General features: G+C 68.1%; 11 protein-coding genes. 5 read left to right on the top strand and 6 right to left on the bottom strand.

The genetic code is table 11. From position 1 onward, the window contains the following. The first annotated feature begins 146 nt into the window (after nucleotides 1-146). From CFB43_RS34560 to argE, 4 genes are all read left to right on the top strand, one after another. Nucleotides 147-1,487, top strand: a complete 1,341-nt coding sequence (locus CFB43_RS34560) for a flavin-containing monooxygenase (RefSeq protein ID WP_089498591.1) — start codon at nucleotides 147-149, stop codon at nucleotides 1,485-1,487. A gap of 75 nt (nucleotides 1,488-1,562) precedes the next feature. Then, complete coding sequence (locus CFB43_RS34565; protein ID WP_089498592.1) at nucleotides 1,563-2,000, top strand: RidA family protein; 438 nt, start codon at nucleotides 1,563-1,565, stop codon at nucleotides 1,998-2,000. 9 nt (nucleotides 2,001-2,009) lie between these two features. Next, the gene (locus tag CFB43_RS34570; protein WP_089498593.1) at nucleotides 2,010-2,687 is read left to right on the top strand and encodes a DUF1028 domain-containing protein; all 678 of its coding nucleotides are present in this window, start codon (nucleotides 2,010-2,012) and stop codon (nucleotides 2,685-2,687) included. Further along, nucleotides 2,680-3,843 (top strand): acetylornithine deacetylase, encoded by a 1,164-nt coding sequence (argE, locus tag CFB43_RS34575; protein WP_089498594.1) that lies wholly within the window; start codon nucleotides 2,680-2,682, stop codon nucleotides 3,841-3,843. The genes CFB43_RS34570 and argE overlap by 8 nt, the downstream gene beginning before the upstream one ends. 71 nt (nucleotides 3,844-3,914) lie before the next feature. Here the strand turns inward: argE and CFB43_RS34580 are convergent, their stop codons facing one another. Continuing rightward, complete coding sequence (locus CFB43_RS34580) at nucleotides 3,915-4,838, bottom strand: LysR substrate-binding domain-containing protein (RefSeq protein WP_089476051.1); 924 nt, start codon at nucleotides 4,836-4,838, stop codon at nucleotides 3,915-3,917. 393 nt (nucleotides 4,839-5,231) lie between these two features. Here CFB43_RS34580 and CFB43_RS34585 point away from each other — a divergent pair, with 393 nt between their 5' ends. Then, nucleotides 5,232-6,653, top strand: coding sequence for a purine-cytosine permease family protein (locus tag CFB43_RS34585; RefSeq protein WP_089429590.1), 1,422 nt, complete (start codon nucleotides 5,232-5,234; stop codon nucleotides 6,651-6,653). A 108-nt stretch (nucleotides 6,654-6,761) separates the two neighbouring features. Here the strand turns inward: CFB43_RS34585 and CFB43_RS34590 are convergent, their stop codons facing one another. The 5 genes from CFB43_RS34590 to CFB43_RS34610 all read right to left on the bottom strand — a co-directional run bounded on the left by CFB43_RS34590 (nucleotide 6,762) and on the right by CFB43_RS34610 (nucleotide 15,397). Further along, nucleotides 6,762-9,041 (bottom strand): FdhF/YdeP family oxidoreductase, encoded by a 2,280-nt coding sequence (locus tag CFB43_RS34590; RefSeq protein WP_089460105.1) that lies wholly within the window; start codon nucleotides 9,039-9,041, stop codon nucleotides 6,762-6,764. A gap of 126 nt (nucleotides 9,042-9,167) precedes the next feature. Further along, complete coding sequence (locus tag CFB43_RS34595) at nucleotides 9,168-12,017, bottom strand: ATP-dependent Clp protease ATP-binding subunit (protein WP_089498595.1); 2,850 nt, start codon at nucleotides 12,015-12,017, stop codon at nucleotides 9,168-9,170. Between the two features lie 633 nt (nucleotides 12,018-12,650). After that, a complete protein-coding gene (locus CFB43_RS34600; protein ID WP_089498596.1) occupies nucleotides 12,651-12,920 on the bottom strand; it encodes a hypothetical protein in 270 nt (89 codons plus the stop codon). Nucleotides 12,921-13,024: 104 nt separating this feature from the next. Next, nucleotides 13,025-13,840, bottom strand: a complete 816-nt coding sequence (locus CFB43_RS34605; RefSeq protein WP_089498597.1) for a family 1 encapsulin nanocompartment shell protein — start codon at nucleotides 13,838-13,840, stop codon at nucleotides 13,025-13,027. 516 nt (nucleotides 13,841-14,356) lie between these two features. After that, a complete protein-coding gene (locus tag CFB43_RS34610; protein ID WP_089498598.1) occupies nucleotides 14,357-15,397 on the bottom strand; it encodes a Dyp-type peroxidase in 1,041 nt (346 codons plus the stop codon). Between the last annotated feature and the right edge of the window lie 216 nt (nucleotides 15,398-15,613).

Consider the following 15,613-nt stretch of genomic DNA (forward strand, 5'->3'; position numbering starts at 1 on the left):
GATCCCCCAGCTTTTTTCTCGTCAACAACCACAAAAAACATCATTTCGCCCACGCCGGGCTGTCAGCAGAATGTCTCCATTCCCACTCGCGCGACGACACGAGCATCCGAGCCTCGCAGCGAGCCGCACTTCAGAAGGAGACAGCCGTGGCAGTCGAAACAACTTCAATCGATACGCTCGTCGTCGGCGCCGGTCAGGCCGGCGTGGCCATGAGCGAGCACCTGGGCAAGCTGGGCGTACCGCATCTCGTGCTGGAGCGCAGCCGCATCGCCGAACGCTGGCGCACCGGGCGCTGGGATTCGCTGGTCGCGAACGGCCCCGCATGGCATGACCGCTTCCCCGGCCTCGAATTCGACGGCCTCGATCCCGACGCGTTCGCCTCGAAAGACCAGGTCGCCGACTACTTCGAAGCGTATGCGCGCAAGTTCAACGCGCCGATCCGCACCGGCGTCGAGGTGAAGCAGGTCGTGCGCAATGCGGGCAAGCCGGGTTTCATCGTCGAGACGTCCGACGGCACGATCGAGGCGAACCGCGTGGTCGTCGCGACCGGGCCGTTCCAGCGCCCGGTGATTCCGCCGATCGCGCCGGACGACGCACGCCTCGTGCAGATTCATTCCGCCGACTATCGCAACCCGGCGCAGCTTCCGGAAGGCGCGGTGCTGGTGGTCGGCGCGGGGTCGTCGGGCGTGCAGATCGCCGACGAGCTGCAGCGCGCGGGCCGGCAGGTGTACCTGTCGGTCGGCCCGCACGACCGGCCGCCGCGTGCGTATCGCGGCCGCGATTTCTGCTGGTGGCTCGGCGTGCTCGGCGAATGGGACAAGGAAGTCGCGACGCCCGGCCGCGAACACGTGACGATCGCGGTGAGCGGCGCGCGCGGCGGCCATACGGTGGATTTCCGCAAGCTCGCGAACCAGGGCGTGACGCTCGTCGGGCTGACGAAGTCGTTCGACGGCGGCGTGGTCACGTTCGAGCGCGATCTCGCGATCAATCTCGCACGCGGCGACGAGAACTACCTGTCGCTGCTCGACGTGGCCGATGCCTATGCGGCCCGCAACGGCCTCGACCTGCCGGAAGAACCGGAAGCCCGCCGCATCCTGCCGAATCCCGATTGCGTCGCGCATCCGATCCTCGCGCTCGACCTTGCCGGCGCTGGCGTCACGTCGATCGTCTGGGCGACCGGCTACGCGGTCGACTACGGCTGGCTGAAGGTCGACGCGTTCGCCGACAACGGCAAGCCGCAGCACCAGCGCGGCGTGTCGAAGGAGCCGGGCATCTATTTCCTCGGGCTGCCGTGGCTGTCGCGGCGCGGCTCCAGCTTCATCTGGGGCGTGTGGCACGACGCGCGGCACATCGCCGATCACATCGCGATCCAGCGCACCTACCTCGAGTACCACGACGCGTCGCAGCGCCGCTCGACCGCGCAAGCGGAGCAGGACGTTGCCGTGCCTCATGCCGACACGCAGCCGCTCGCCGACGCGGTGAACTGACCGAACCCCCGCCGCCCGCCGCACCGCGTCTGCTGCCGGTGCGGCGGCGTGCCCCCTGACGACTGAAGGATTCCGATGAGCCAACCCACCCATACCCGTATCCGCATGTTCAACACGAAGGATACCTACCCGAACCAGACGCTCGACAACGACCTGTGCCAGGCCGTGCGGGCGGGCAACACCGTCTACGTGCGCGGCCAGGTCGGCACCGATTTCGACGGCAGGCTGATCGGCCTCGGCGATCCGCGCGCGCAGGCCGAGCAGGCGATGAAGAACGTCAAGCAGCTGCTGGAGGAAGCCGGCAGCGACCTCACGCACATCGTGAAGACGACGACCTACCTGATCGATCCGCGCTATCGCGAGCCGGTGTACCAGGAAGTCGGCAAGTGGCTGAAGGGCGTGTATCCGATCTCGACGGGGCTCGTCGTGTCCGCGCTCGCCCAGCCGCAGTGGCTGATGGAAATCGACGTGATCGCCGTGATCCCGGACAACTGGCAGCCGAACCGCGCGTAGGAGGGAAACATGACTTTCTCCATCGTCGGGCGTTGCCCGGAGACGGGCCAGCTCGGCATCGCGATCAGCTCGTCGAGCATCGCGGTGGGCGCGCGCTGCCCGTGGGTGCGCGCGGGCGTCGGCGCCGTCGCGACGCAGAACATCACGCTGCCGGCGCTTGGGCCCCAGATCCTCGACCTGATCGAGCACGAGCAGCTCGCGCCCGCCGCGGCGCTCGACCGTGCGCTCAGCGCGAACGGCTGGAGCCAGTACCGGCAGGTCACGGTGATCGACGGGCAGGGGCAGACGGCCTGCTTCACCGGCAAGGAGGCGCTCGGCACGCATCACGCGGTGCAGGGCGAGCAATGCGTGGCGGCGGGCAACCTGCTGGCCGCACCGGCCGTGATCGACGCGATGGTGCGCGCCTTCGAACAGGCGCCCGGCCTGCTCGCCGATCGCCTGCTGGCCGCGATGCGCGCGGCGATGGCGGCCGGCGGCGAGGCAGGGCCGGTGCATTCGGCCGCGCTGAAGGTGGCCGGCGATGTGACCTGGCCGATCGTCGACCTGCGCGTCGACTGGGCCGAGGCCGATTCGATCGGGCAGCTCGATGCGCTGTGGCAGGCATATCGGCCGCAGATGCAGGACTACCAGACGCGCGCGCTGAATCCCACCGACGCGCCGAGCTACGGAGTGCCGGGCGATGAATGACACGTCGAGCCGCGCACTGCTGGAACGGCTGATCGGTTTCGCGACGGTCAGCCGCGAGTCGAACCTGGAGATGATCGGCTTCATCCGCGACTATCTCGCGGGCTTCGGCGTCGAAAGCGAACTGTTCTACAACGCGGAAAGCACGAAGGCGAGCCTGTACGCGACGATCGGGCCGCGTGATCGCGGCGGCATCGCGCTGTCGGGCCATACCGACGTGGTGCCGGTCGACGGGCAGGCGTGGACGGTCGAGCCGTTCCGGCTGACCGAGCGCGACGGCCGCCTGTACGGCCGCGGCACGGCCGACATGAAGGGCTTCATCGCGTCGGTGCTCGCGGCCGTGCCGGCGTTCGTCGCCCGGCCGCTGAGCATGCCCGTGCATCTCGCGTTCTCGTACGACGAGGAAGTCGGCTGCCTCGGCGTGCGGCCGATGCTCGATGCACTGGCCGCGCGCGAGCACCGGCCGCGCCTGTGCCTGATCGGCGAGCCGACCGAACTGAAGCCGGTGCTCGGTCACAAGGGCAAGCTCGCGATGCGTTGCCATGTAAAGGGTGCCGCATGCCACTCGGCGTACGCGCCGTCGGGCGTCAACGCGATCGACTACGCGGCGAAGCTGATCGGCCGGCTCGGCGAGATCGGCGCGGCGCTCGCACGGCCGGAACGGCACGACGCGCGATTCGATCCGCCGTTCTCGACGGTGCAGACGGGGCTGATCAAGGGCGGCCGCGCGCTGAACATCGTGCCGGCCGAATGCGAGTTCGATTTCGAGGTGCGCGCGCTGCCGGATTTCGATGCGCACGACGTGCCGAGGAAGTTGCAGGACTATGCGGAATCCGAACTGTTGCCGAGGATGCGCGCGGTGCAGCCCGATACCGACATTCAACTGCAGCCGCTGGGCGCGTATCCGGGGCTGGCGACCGCGCCGGACAGCGAGGCCGCGCGCCTGCTCGCGATGCTGAGCGGCTCCGATGCATTCGGCACGGTGGCGTTCGGCACCGAGGGCGGGCTATATGGCGAGGCCGGCATTCCGACCGTGGTGTGCGGGCCCGGCAGCATGGACCAGGGGCACAAGCCCGACGAATTCGTCACGCTCGACCAGCTCCACGGCTGCGACGCGATGCTGGGGCGGCTGGCCGTCCATCTCGCCGCGGCCGCCTGACGCGGCGCGCCTGACCGACACGCACGCACCGCCTCCCGCGGCGCGTGCGCTTTCGTGTTCCTTCAGGTTCCTTATCGCACCGTTTCCGCGACGATCTGCGCGAGCCGCTCGCGGCAGAAATCGACGAACGACTGCGCCTGCTTCGTGAGTTGCCCGCGCTTCAGCCGTGCGCTCACGAGCCCCGACGGGCTCACCGTTTCGCTGAGGCCGATCGTCACGACGCGCTGGCCGTCGTACGTGTATTCGGAATGCGGGCGCGTGACGAGCAGCGAGAAGCCGAACCCCTGGCCGACCATCCCGCGCACCATCTCGATCGACGGAGAGCCGAACACGATGTTCGGCGTGAGCCCGAGTTCGTGAAAGAGACTGACGAAATACGTGCGGCTCGGCTGCACGTCGAGCAGGATCATCGGCTCGACACAGAGGTCGCGCAACGACACGTGCGTCTGGCCCGCGAACCGGTGATTTTCCGGCAGCAGCACGTACGGCTGCTGCGGCGGCATCAGCGGCTCGGTTTCGATCGTGCCGTCGAGATCGTGGTCGTACATCAGCGCGAGATCGAACGTGCCCGACGTCAGGCCCTGCACGAGCTCCTGCTGGTCGCCGTCGCGCAGCCGGATGTTCACGCCCGGGTAGCGTTCGCGAAAGCCCGCGATCAGTTGCGGCAGATAGAGCGGCGCGACCGTCTCGAAGCAGCCGATGTCGATCTGCCCGGTGATCACGTCGTTGTCGGCGAGCGCGTTCTGTTCGAATTCGTGCGCGATGCGCAGCAGCTCCTGCGCCTTCCGGTAGAAGCGCGTGCCGCTCGGCGTGAGCGACACGCCCTGCGCGTGATGGCGGATGAACAGCTTCACGCCGAAGCTTTCCTCCAGACCCTTGATCGCGCTGGAGATCGACGGCTGCGCGATGAACAGCTGGCGCGACGCCTCGGCGACGCTGCCGGATTCCACCGTCGTCACGAAGTATTTCAGTTGCCGCAAAGTGTAGTGAGCCACAAGCACCTCTGATGCACGGCCCCGGCGTGCCGCCGCGGGCGCAATCTGTCCATGGTTTGCGTAGCACCTTACCTGAAAGCCCCCCGGCGCCGAAATGTCCGCTGCAGAGCTTTTTCGTATGTCCCGGAAATATTTTTAGTATTTTCCGGTCGCGCGGGTCGTGGCGCACCATCGTCTCCAACCTGGATCAAGAAGCAAACGAAGCGGCCGCGCACGCACCGGCGGGACATGGCATCCGCCCCCGCATGCGTATCGTCCGCTTCGTTCGATGCCGCCGCGCGTGCACGCGGCGCGTCGTCGCTCGCGTATCCGGACCCGATTGCAGGCGCGCCCCCAACGCGCGCCGGCTGACACGGCAAGCGCGCATCGCCGCGCAGGACAGGAGACATCACCATGACGAACGTGGACCGCAACGCGTCCCCGATGATAGAGAAGCACACGATCGGCTACGTGCCGCCCGCGGAGCGCCACGGCAAGGTGCGCGACCTGTTCACGCTCTGGTTCGGCGGCAACATCGCGCCGCTGCCGATCGTGACCGGCGCACTCGGCGTGCAGCTCTTCCACCTGAACCTGATGTGGGGCATCGTCGCGATCGTCGTCGGCCAGGCGGTCGGCGGCGTGCTGATGGCGCTGCATTCGGCGCAGGGGCCGCAGATGGGCATCCCGCAGATGATCCAGAGCCGCGCGCAGTTCGGCTCGTGGGGCGCGCTGCTGGTGACCGTGATCGCGGCCGTGATGTACGTCGGCTTCTTCGCGTCGAACATCGTGCTGGCCGGCAAGTCGGTGCACGGCATCGCGTCGTCGGTGCCGGTGCCCGTCGGCATCGTGATCGGCGCGGTGGGCTCGGGGCTGATCGGGATCGTCGGCTACCGGTTCATCCACATCCTGAACCGGATCGGCACGTGGGTGCTCGGCATCGGCATCCTGGTCGGCTTCTGGATGATCCTCACGCACGTGACGACCGACGATTTCCTGACGCGCGGCGGCTTCAACTTCGCCGGCTGGCTCGCGACGGTGTCGCTGTCGGCGTTGTGGCAGATCGCGTTCGCGCCGTACGTGTCGGACTATTCGCGCTATCTGCCGGAAAACGTCGGCGTGGCGTCGACGTTCTGGGCGACCTATCTCGGCTGCACGATCGGCTCGACGCTCGCGTTCATCTTCGGCGCGGTCGCGGTGCTCGCGGTGCCCGCCGGCGCGGACGCGATGGATGCGGTCAAGCAGGCCACGGGCCCGCTCGGCCCGCTGATGCTCGTGCTGTTCCTGCTGAGCGTGATCAGCCACAACGCGCTGAATCTGTACGGTGCAGTGCTCGCGGTGATCACGTCGGTGCAGACGTTCGCATACAAGTGGATTCCGACCGCGAAGGCGCGCGCGGTGGTGTCGGTCGTGATCTTCGTCGCGTGCTGCTACGCGGCGATCGGCGCGTCGACGAACTTCGTCGGCAACCTCGTGGATCTCGTGCTCGCGCTGCTCGTCGTGCTGGTGCCGTGGACGGCGATCAACCTGATCGACTTCTACGTGATCCACAAGGGCAAGTACGACATCAAGTCGATCTTCATGGTCGATGGCGGGATCTACGGCCGCTTCAACCCGCAGGCGCTGCTCGCGTATGCGATCGGCATTCTCGTGCAGATTCCGTTCATGAACACGCCGATGTATGCGGGCCCGATTCCCGCGCATCTCGGTGGCGCGGACCTGTCGTGGCTCGTGGGGCTGGTGCTGACGTCGCCGCTGTACTACTGGCTCGCGACGCGCGACAGCGCGTACCGGCGCCGGCAGACGGGCGCGACGATGCCGCCGACGGCGGCGCGGTAACAACGGGGAAGGAAGGGGGCCATCGCATCCGTTCAGACACGGTGGCCCGTGGAGGAAGTCGGGCCGGCTCGCGGTAGCCTGTGCGCCGCGAGCCGGCCCGTCAGTACGTCAGACCACCGCCGAGCGCGCGACGCGCACCGGCACCGACTTGTACGACGGCGTGCCGCTTTCCTTGTCGATGTAGTCGAGCGGCACGAGCACGTTCGCTTCCGGGTAGTACGCGCCGACCGACCCCGGGGCGATGTCGTACTCGATCGCGGTGATCTTCTCGAGGCGCAGTGCGCGACCCGATGCGGTGACCGTCTCGATGTCGACGAGGTCGCCGTGCTCGAGCCCGTACTTCGCGAGATCGGCAGGGTTCATGAACAGCACGTCGCGCCGGCCGAACACGCCGCGATAGCGGTCGTCGAGCCCGTAGATCGTCGTGTTGTACTGGTCGTGGCTGCGCAGCGTGATCAGCCGCAGCACCTGCTCGGCGCCGAGCACGTCGGCATCTTCCTTCACGCCCTTGTAGACCGAGAACATCGCCTTGCCGGTCGGCGTCGGCCACACGCGCTCGGTGGGCGGCAGCGGCAGGCGGAAGCCGCCCGGCGTGCGGATGCGCTCGTTGAACGCCTCGAAGCCGGATACCGTTTTGTCGATCAGGTCGCGGATGCGGTCGTAGTCGTCGATCAGGTCGAGCCACGCGACCTTGCTGGCCGGCAGCGTCGCATGCGCGATGCCCGCGACGATCGCCGGCTCCGAGCGCAACTGGTCGGACGCCGGCTTGAGCTTGCCGGCCGACGCGTGAACCATCGACATCGAATCCTCGACGGTGATCGACTGCCGGCCGGTGGCCTGCATGTCGAGCTCGGTGCGGCCGAGCACCGGCAGCACGAAGGTTTCCTTCGCGACCAGCAGGTGCGAGCGGTTCAGCTTGGTGCCGAGATGCACGCTCAGGTCGAGCTTCGCCATCGCCGGGAACGACTGCTCCGGATCGGGCAGTGCGACCGCGAAGTTGCCGCCGAGGCACAGCAGCGCCTTCGCGGTGCCGTCGATCATCGCCTGCATCGCCTGCACGGCGTCGTGCCCGTGATGCGCGGGCGGCGTGAAGCCGCACACGTCCTCGATCTTCTTCAGGAACTCGGCCGACGGCTTCTCGGTGATGCCGACCGTGCGGTTGCCCTGCACGTTCGAGTGGCCGCGCAGCGGGCACACGCCGGCGCCGGGCTTGCCGATGTTGCCGCGCATCAGCAGCAGGTCGGCGATCAGGCGCACGGTTGCGGTGCCCTTGTTGTGCTGCGTGACGCCCATCCCGTACGTGACGATCGTCGCGTTCGACTTCGCGTACGCGAGCGCGACCTGTTCGAGCTGCGCCTGGCTGAGCCCGCTCGCGCGCTCGATGTCGTCCCACGACGTGGCCTCGAGGTCGGCCGAGAACGCGTCGAAGCCGTTGGTGTGCTGCGCGATGAAGTCGCGGTCGAGCACGTTGCCGCGCTCGGCTTCGAGCTGCAGCAGCGCCTTCATGATGCCCTTCAGCGCGGCCGCGTCGCCGCCGGCGTCGACCTGGTAGTACGTCGATGCGATGCGGGTCGAGCCGAACGACGCCATCTCGATCATGTCCTGCGGATCGGCGAAGCGTTCGAGCGCGCGCTCGCGCAGCGGGTTGAACACGATGATCGGCACGTTGCGGCGCGCGCACTCGTGCAGCGTGCCCATCATCCGCGGGTGGTTCGTGCCGGGGTTGTGGCCGATCGAGATGATCAGCTCGCAGTGGTCGAAATCCTCCAGCGATACCGTGCCCTTGCCGATGCCGATCGACTGCGGCAGGCCGACGCTGGTCGGCTCGTGACACATGTTCGAGCAGTCGGGGAAGTTGTTGGTGCCGAGCTCGCGCGCGAACAGCTGGTACAGGTACGCGGCTTCGTTCGACGCGCGGCCCGACGTATAGAACTCGACCTGGTCGGGCGGCAGCGCGCGCAGCACTTCGCCGATGCGCGCGAACGCGTCGTCCCATTCGATCGCGCGGAACGTGTCGGTCGCGCGGTCGTAGACGAGCGGATGCGTGAGCCGGCCCATGTTCTCCAGCTCGTAGTCCGACATGCGCAGCAGCGACGACACGGTGTTCGCCGCGAAGAACTCGGGCGTCACGCGCTTGGTGGTCGCTTCCCACGTGACAGCCTTCGCGCCGTTCTCGCAGAACTGGAACGTCGACTTGTGTTCCTTGTCGGGCCAGGCGCAGCCGGGGCAGTCGAAGCCGTCGGGCTGGTTGGTCCGCATCAGCACGATCGGCGCCTCGATGGTTTCCATTTGCGTGCGCACCGCATCGGCTGTCGCGCGAAGCGCGCCCCAACCACCGGCGGGCCCGTCGTACTTCCTGATGCCTGGCACTTCGCGTCGATTTGTCATGTTGAATCTCCATCAGCCTTACCCGGTGCGGGCGGCTCGGTTTGCGCCGTGTCGCGGCGTGGGGCGGCTCCGCCCGGAGGACGGAGCCGGTCATGCGTGCCCCGGGCGTGCGGGGCATGCTGTTTTTCAGTGCGCGTCCTTCTTCGCGCCGGACGACTTCTTGCCGGACGCTTTCGCGGCTGGCGCGGGCGGCGGTGCGTCGGCGGGCGTGTCGCCCGTCTTCGCATCGTCGCTGGCCTTGGCCGCCTTGCCGTTCGATTTCGCCTTGCCGTCGGCGTCCTTCTTCGCGTCCCGGGTCTCCTTCGCTTCAGGCGCCGCGAGCTTGGTGAACGTCACTTCGTCGCTGGCCTTGTCGTAGTCGACTTCGCACCGGTCGCCCGACTTCAGCCGGTCGGCGAGGATCTCCTTCGCGAGCCGGGTCTCGATGGTCTGGCGGATCTGGCGCTTCAGCTCGCGTGCGCCGAACTCCGGCTGGTAGCCGGCTTCGGTCAGGTGCTCGACGAGCGCGTCGCCCATCACGAGCGTGATGTCCTGCGCGGCGGCGGTGCGCACCACGCGGTCGAGCTGGATCTGCACGATCGCGCGGATGTTCTCCTTCGACAGCGCATGGAAGACGATCACCTCGTCGATCCGGTTCAGGAACTCGGGGCGGAAATGGCTCTTCAGCACCTGCATCAGCTCCTCGCGGATCGCCTTGTCGGTCTTGCGCGCGGCTTCCGGTTGCGTGAGGTTGTCCATGATGATCGCGGCGCCGAGGTTGCTCGTCGCGATGATGATCGTGTTGCTGAAGTCGACCACGCGGCCCTTGCCGTCGGTCAGGCGGCCGTCGTCGAACACCTGCAGCAGCACGTTGTAGACGTCCGGATGCGCCTTCTCGATCTCGTCGAGCAGGATCACGCTGTACGGGCGGCGCCGTACGCGCTCGGTGAGCTGGCCGCCTTCGTCGTAGCCGACGTAGCCGGGCGGCGCGCCGATCAGCCGCGCAACGGCGTGCCGCTCCATGTACTCGGACATGTCGATGCGGATGATCGCCTGTTCGTCGCCGAACACTGTCTCGGCCAGCGCCTTCGCGAGCTCGGTCTTGCCGACGCCCGTCGGCCCGAGGAACAGGAACGTCGCGATCGGCCGGTGCGTCTGGCCGAGCCCCGCGCGCGACAGCCGCACGGCATCGCTGACGGCCACCACGGCATCGCTCTGGCCGACCACGCGCTCGCGCAGCTGCTCTTCCATCTTCAACAGCTTCTGGCGTTCTTCCTGCGTGAGTTCGGACACGGGGATGCCGGTGAGGCGCGACACGACCTCGGCCACCGATTCGACCGTCACTTCGAGCGTCTCGGAGCCCGTCTTGCGCTGCCACGCCTCCATCTTCTCGTCCACGGATTTCTGCTTCGCGTTGATCTGCTCCTCGAACTGCTTCGCTTCGTCGAAGCGCTTGCGCGATGTGGCGTAGTCCTGCTCGCGCTTCAGTTGCGCGATCTGCGCTTCGCCTTCCTGGATGTCGACCGGACGCGACGTCGCGCCGATCCGCACGCGCGCGGCGGCCTGGTCGATCAGGTCGATCGCCTTGTCGGGCAGGAAGCGCGACGTGATGTAGCGATCGGCGAATTCCGCGGCCGCGACGAATGCGTCGTCGGCGAACGTGACCTGGTGGTGCGCCTCGAGGCTGTCGCGCAGCCCGCGCAGGATCACGATCGTCTGCTCGACGCTCGGCTCCGGCACGAACACCGGCTGGAAGCGCCGTTCGAGCGCGGCATCCTTCTCGATGTACTTCTGGTATTCGTTGAGCGTCGTCGCGCCGATCAGGCTCAGCTCGCCGCGCGCGAGCGCGGGCTTCAGCACGTTCGCGATGTCGAGGCCGCCTTCGCCGCCGCCCTGGCCGGCACCGACGATCGTGTGCAGCTCGTCGATGAACAGGATCAGTTCGTCCTGCTTCGCCGTGACTTCGTCGATCAGCTGCTTCGCGCGCTCCTCGAATTCGCCGCGATACTTCGCGCCGGCCACCATCGAGTTGATGTTGACTTCGACGAGCCGCTTGTCGCGCAGCACCTCGGGCACGTCGCCGTTGACGATCCGTTGCGCGAGCCCTTCGACGATCGCCGTCTTGCCGACGCCCGGCTCGCCGATCAGCACCGGGTTGTTCTTCTTGCGGCGTGCAAGCACCTCGATCGTGCTCTCGATTTCCTGCGCGCGGCCGAGCACCGGGTCGAGCTTGCCCTGGCGCGCGATCGCGGTGAGGTCGCGGCCGAATTTGTCGAGGTTCGGCGTACCGGTCGGCGCATCGACGCGGCCGTCCTCGGCGCCTTTGCCGACCACCTTCACGACTTTCTGGCGCAGCGCCTCGGGCGTCACACCGTATTTCTTCAGCAGCGTGCCGGCGACGCTGTCCGGCACCGACGCGAGCCCGATCAGCAGGTGCTCCGGGCCGATGTACGAGTGGCCGAGGTCGCGCGACGCCTGGAACGCGTACTGCACGGCCTTCTTCACGCGCGGCGAGATCGACAGCTTGTCGAGCGGCGCATCGGGGGCGGCCGTGCCGGTGTGCGCATGCGCGTCGATGTACGACTTGATGTCCTCCGGCGACAGCTTCAGTTCCTTCAGCAGCGCGGCGCACACGTCGGTGTCCGCGAGCGCGTACAGCAGGTGTTCGGAATCGAGCTCGCTGCGGCGCAGCTCGTGCGCCTTCTCGGCCGCGCGCTGCAGCAGCTCCAGCGTCTGCTCGCTGAACGCGTCGGTCGGGTCGACCGATTCGCGCGGAATCTCGGCGGCGAGCGGCGATTCGTCATCGAGCCCGCCGAACAGCGACGACGAGCCGCCACCGCCGAGCAGCGAATCGAACGGGTTCAGCATGCTCTGATGCCGCATCAGCTGACGGAAGTGGTAATCGCAGATCGAGATCGTCTTGCGCTCGCCGTCCTGCATCACGGTTGCGCGCGCGACGGCCGGCCGCGCGTGGCAGATATCGCAAAGTGCGGGCATGGTGGTCTGGCTCCTGTCGGTGAAAGTGGGTCGAAGGGTGAAGTCCCGATGCGGTGCGGCGCTTGGACGCTACCGACCGCGAACGCACGACACGCGGCACGGCGGCGCACGGGCGGCACCGGTGCTGTCACGCAGCGCGCGTCGGCGTCGTGCACGGTCGCGGTCAGGGCGGCAAGCGTGCGTGCCGGGAGGAGCCCACGGCATCGCTTCGACTGCGTTCAAAATAGCGAATCGGCGCAGGCTATCCAAGGCACAGTTCCGCACCGGCCCGGCCGTGAATTGCACCCTCGCATGCGCGCGCGCACGGGTGGCAAGGAGTACAGACGGGCGGGCGCACGGCGCCACGGGCGTGCGCGGCGTGCGCGGCGGGTGATGACAGGAAGCGGAAGCGGGCGGCGCGCGAACGGATCGCGGTGCGACATCGGCGCGCAGGGCGCCGGTGATGGGGGGATCAAAGGCAGCGCGGATGGGGAGGCGCGACGGAAGCGCGGCAGGGGGCGCGACACGGGGCGCGTGCCGCGAGCGGCCAAGCGCCACCACGCACGCACCGCGGACGATGCGTGTGGGGCGGCCGCAGGCGAGGGCGGGTTGCACGGTCCGGGCCGGACGCGGCGCAACCGACGCGTGCCGCGATCAGTCCGGGAGGGTCATCGCAAGCCGCTGCCGGGCGATCTGCTTCACGTCCTGTGACAGTGCCGCATTCGGCAGGCCATTGGCCCAGACGGAGAACGAATCCTCGATCAGGTTGCGCGTGTCGGGCGGCAACTCCGCCAGGACCAGCGACAAGACGGTGAACAGCACGGCGGTGTCGCCGGCCTGGCTGCTCGCGTTCGCGTCGACCGCCTGCTTCAGGTGGTCGACCGACGTCTGCAGCGCCTGCAATGCCTCATTCGACTCGCTCATCACACACTCCATGCAAGATGGGTTTGATCGGCGACGAACATGCGGCCGGCAGTGCGGCCGCTCGCGCGCGACACCCGGCGGGCATCGCGCGCAGGCAACCGCGGTCAGGCCGCCGTGCTGGCCTGCGGCGCCACGGCCACCGATGCTTCGCTCGTGAGCATCAGGAACGTGAACGTTTCGCGCAGGTACAGGCGGACGACCTTGTCGGTATGGCTCGTGTAGCCGATCGATACGTCTTCCCCGAGATGCAGCTCGTAATCGCCGCCGCGCGTGGACAGCACGCAGCCGCCGCTGATCGCCGGCGCCCAGATGATCTCGCCGCTGACGATCCGCTTGATATGGCCGAGGACCGGATAGCCCTGGTCGCGCGCTTCGCTGAGCGCCGTGTACGCATCCGAGCCGAGCACGACCGAGTACGGGCCGTCGACGCCGGCAAGCCGCAGCGCTTCGAGCGCGTCGCTGATCGCGTCGGGATACGCGGCGACGTCCGCCGGCAGCGTGAGCTTGCGGTTCGACGTGCCTTCGCGGATGCCGAGAATGCCGGCGGCCCGGTAGCCGTCGAAAATCGCGCCGTCCTCGGCGAACGCGAGCCGCTGCGCGGCGTCCTTCGCCGGTTGCCAGTCGGCGTCGCGCGCGCCGCGCTCGACGCTGTCGATCGCATCGCGGCTTAAATCGAACGGCACCGTCAGCTCGACGATCGTGCGGACTTCGCGCAGCCGCGCATTCACCAGCTCGCGCGGGGCGGCGACGTCGACGAGGTGCCCGGTGCCGACGGCCGACAGTTCGGGGCCTTCGGGGCCGTCGACATCGACGACGCGGCGGCCGGCCACCGAGCGTTTGAACGTGCGTGCCACTTCCTCCTCGATTTGCTCCCAGGCGGAGGACGAGATCGGGGCGAGTTCGCGGTGCAGGTTGTTCATGGGTTTGGGTTGCCTCACGTCAGCGAAAACACTTCAGGGTGGGCCGATCGGCTGACGGACTGCGTCTGAGCCCGGCAGGCCGATCGCGGACGAAAATGCATATTAGCAGGCTCTATTGACACCGCTGCAGCACAAATCGAAACGACACACTGCGGTGGCGCAACTGTTCTGCAATTCACGTGCGGGGAGAGGCGGTGCGCTTGAGCTGAACGCCGCGACCGGATGGCGATGCCCGGGTTCGCGCCGGCGCTCGCGTCGCTCGGGCCGCGCTCGCTGGCGAGCCGAACCCTTGGCGGTCGACGGCCGATCACGTGTCGTGCATTCTTACGAACATTCATCCGGCAGGGGTTCCGGACGCCGGGGCTCGGCCGCGTTCAGTTGCCGGGGCCGAGCCCGGATGAATCATAGGCGCAGTCTATTGAAGCTTCGCAACGAGTGGAGGGCATTCATGGCGCGACCATTCGCCTCGCCCGGCGCGGGGTTGGCGCGCCGGACTGCCCTTGGTGATGATGTGCGTTACGACGGCACGCCTTTCAGCGAGCCGATCTTCAGCGAGCCGTCGCGATGCGGCGCGGAAGATGCCGGCTCCGGCTCCGCGGCATCGGCGGCCGGCGCCGCGCGATCGGCGAGCGCTTCGAGCAGGTCGGCGGACGGCACGAAGAACAGCGAGCCGGTGACCGCGCGGCTGTAGTCGAGCAGGCGGTCGTAGTTGCCGGGCGGGCGGCCGACGAACATGTTCTCGAGCATCTGCTCGATCGGCGCCGGCGAACGCGCGTAGCCGATGAAGTAGGTGCCGAATTCGCCCGCGCCCGGGCGCCCGAACGGCATGTTGTCGCGCAGGATCTTCACCTCCTGGCCGCCCTCGTCGAGCGTGGTCAGCGAGCTGTGCGAGCACGACGGCTTCACGTCCGGCGCGAGCTCGATGTCGGCGAGCTTGGTGCGGCCGATGATGCGCTCCTGCGTCTCGACCGCGAGCGCGTTCCAGCCGGCCATGTCGTGCAGGTACTTCTGCACGATCACGTAGCTGCCGCCGGTGAATGCCGCGTCCTCGTCGCCGATCACCGTGAAGTCGACCGCCGCGCGGCCTTCCGGGTTCTCGGTGCCGTCGACGAAGCCGATCATCGCGCGCTGGTCGAAATTGCGGAAGCCGTGCACCTCGTCGACGACCGTGACGGCATCGCCGAGCGCGCCGAGCAGCTGCGTCGCGAGTTCGAAGCACAGGTCCATCGCTTCCGCGCGAATGTGCAGCAGGATGTCGCCCGGCGTCGCGACCGCGACGCGCTGGCCCGCGCCGAATTCGCGGAACGGATGCAGCGCGGCGGGGCGCGGGTTGCCGAACAGCGCATCCCACGCGTCGGCGCCGAAGCCGCACACGCAGGTGAGGTTGCCGCCCGGCACGCGCTTGCCGACCGAGCGCACGAGCGCGGCGATGTCGCCGCACCATGAGCGGATCGTATCGGCGTGATCGGCGCCGGGATTGATCGTCGCCACGAGGAAGATCGCGCTGCGCGTGATCGTGCTGTGAACGTTTTGGGGGAGCGGGGGAGGTGTCTGCATCGTGGGCTGCCGGTCAGTCAGGTCGGGACGGAAGTGCCGTGGCGCGCGAGGGCGAACGGTTGAACTGTGTCATGCGACTGTTCTCTTTGTGTCACGCGGATGAAGGACGCTGTGCGGGCATCCCGCAACGGGCCGCAGCGGTGGCGGCCGCACGGGGCGCGCGACCTGCCCGCCCCGCGTGACGTCGTCGAGCAAGCAATCTAGCAGCTTCGACCG

Origin of the sequence: Burkholderia sp. AU15512 (assembly GCF_002223325.1) — a bacterium.
Lineage (GTDB): Bacteria > Pseudomonadota > Gammaproteobacteria > Burkholderiales > Burkholderiaceae > Burkholderia.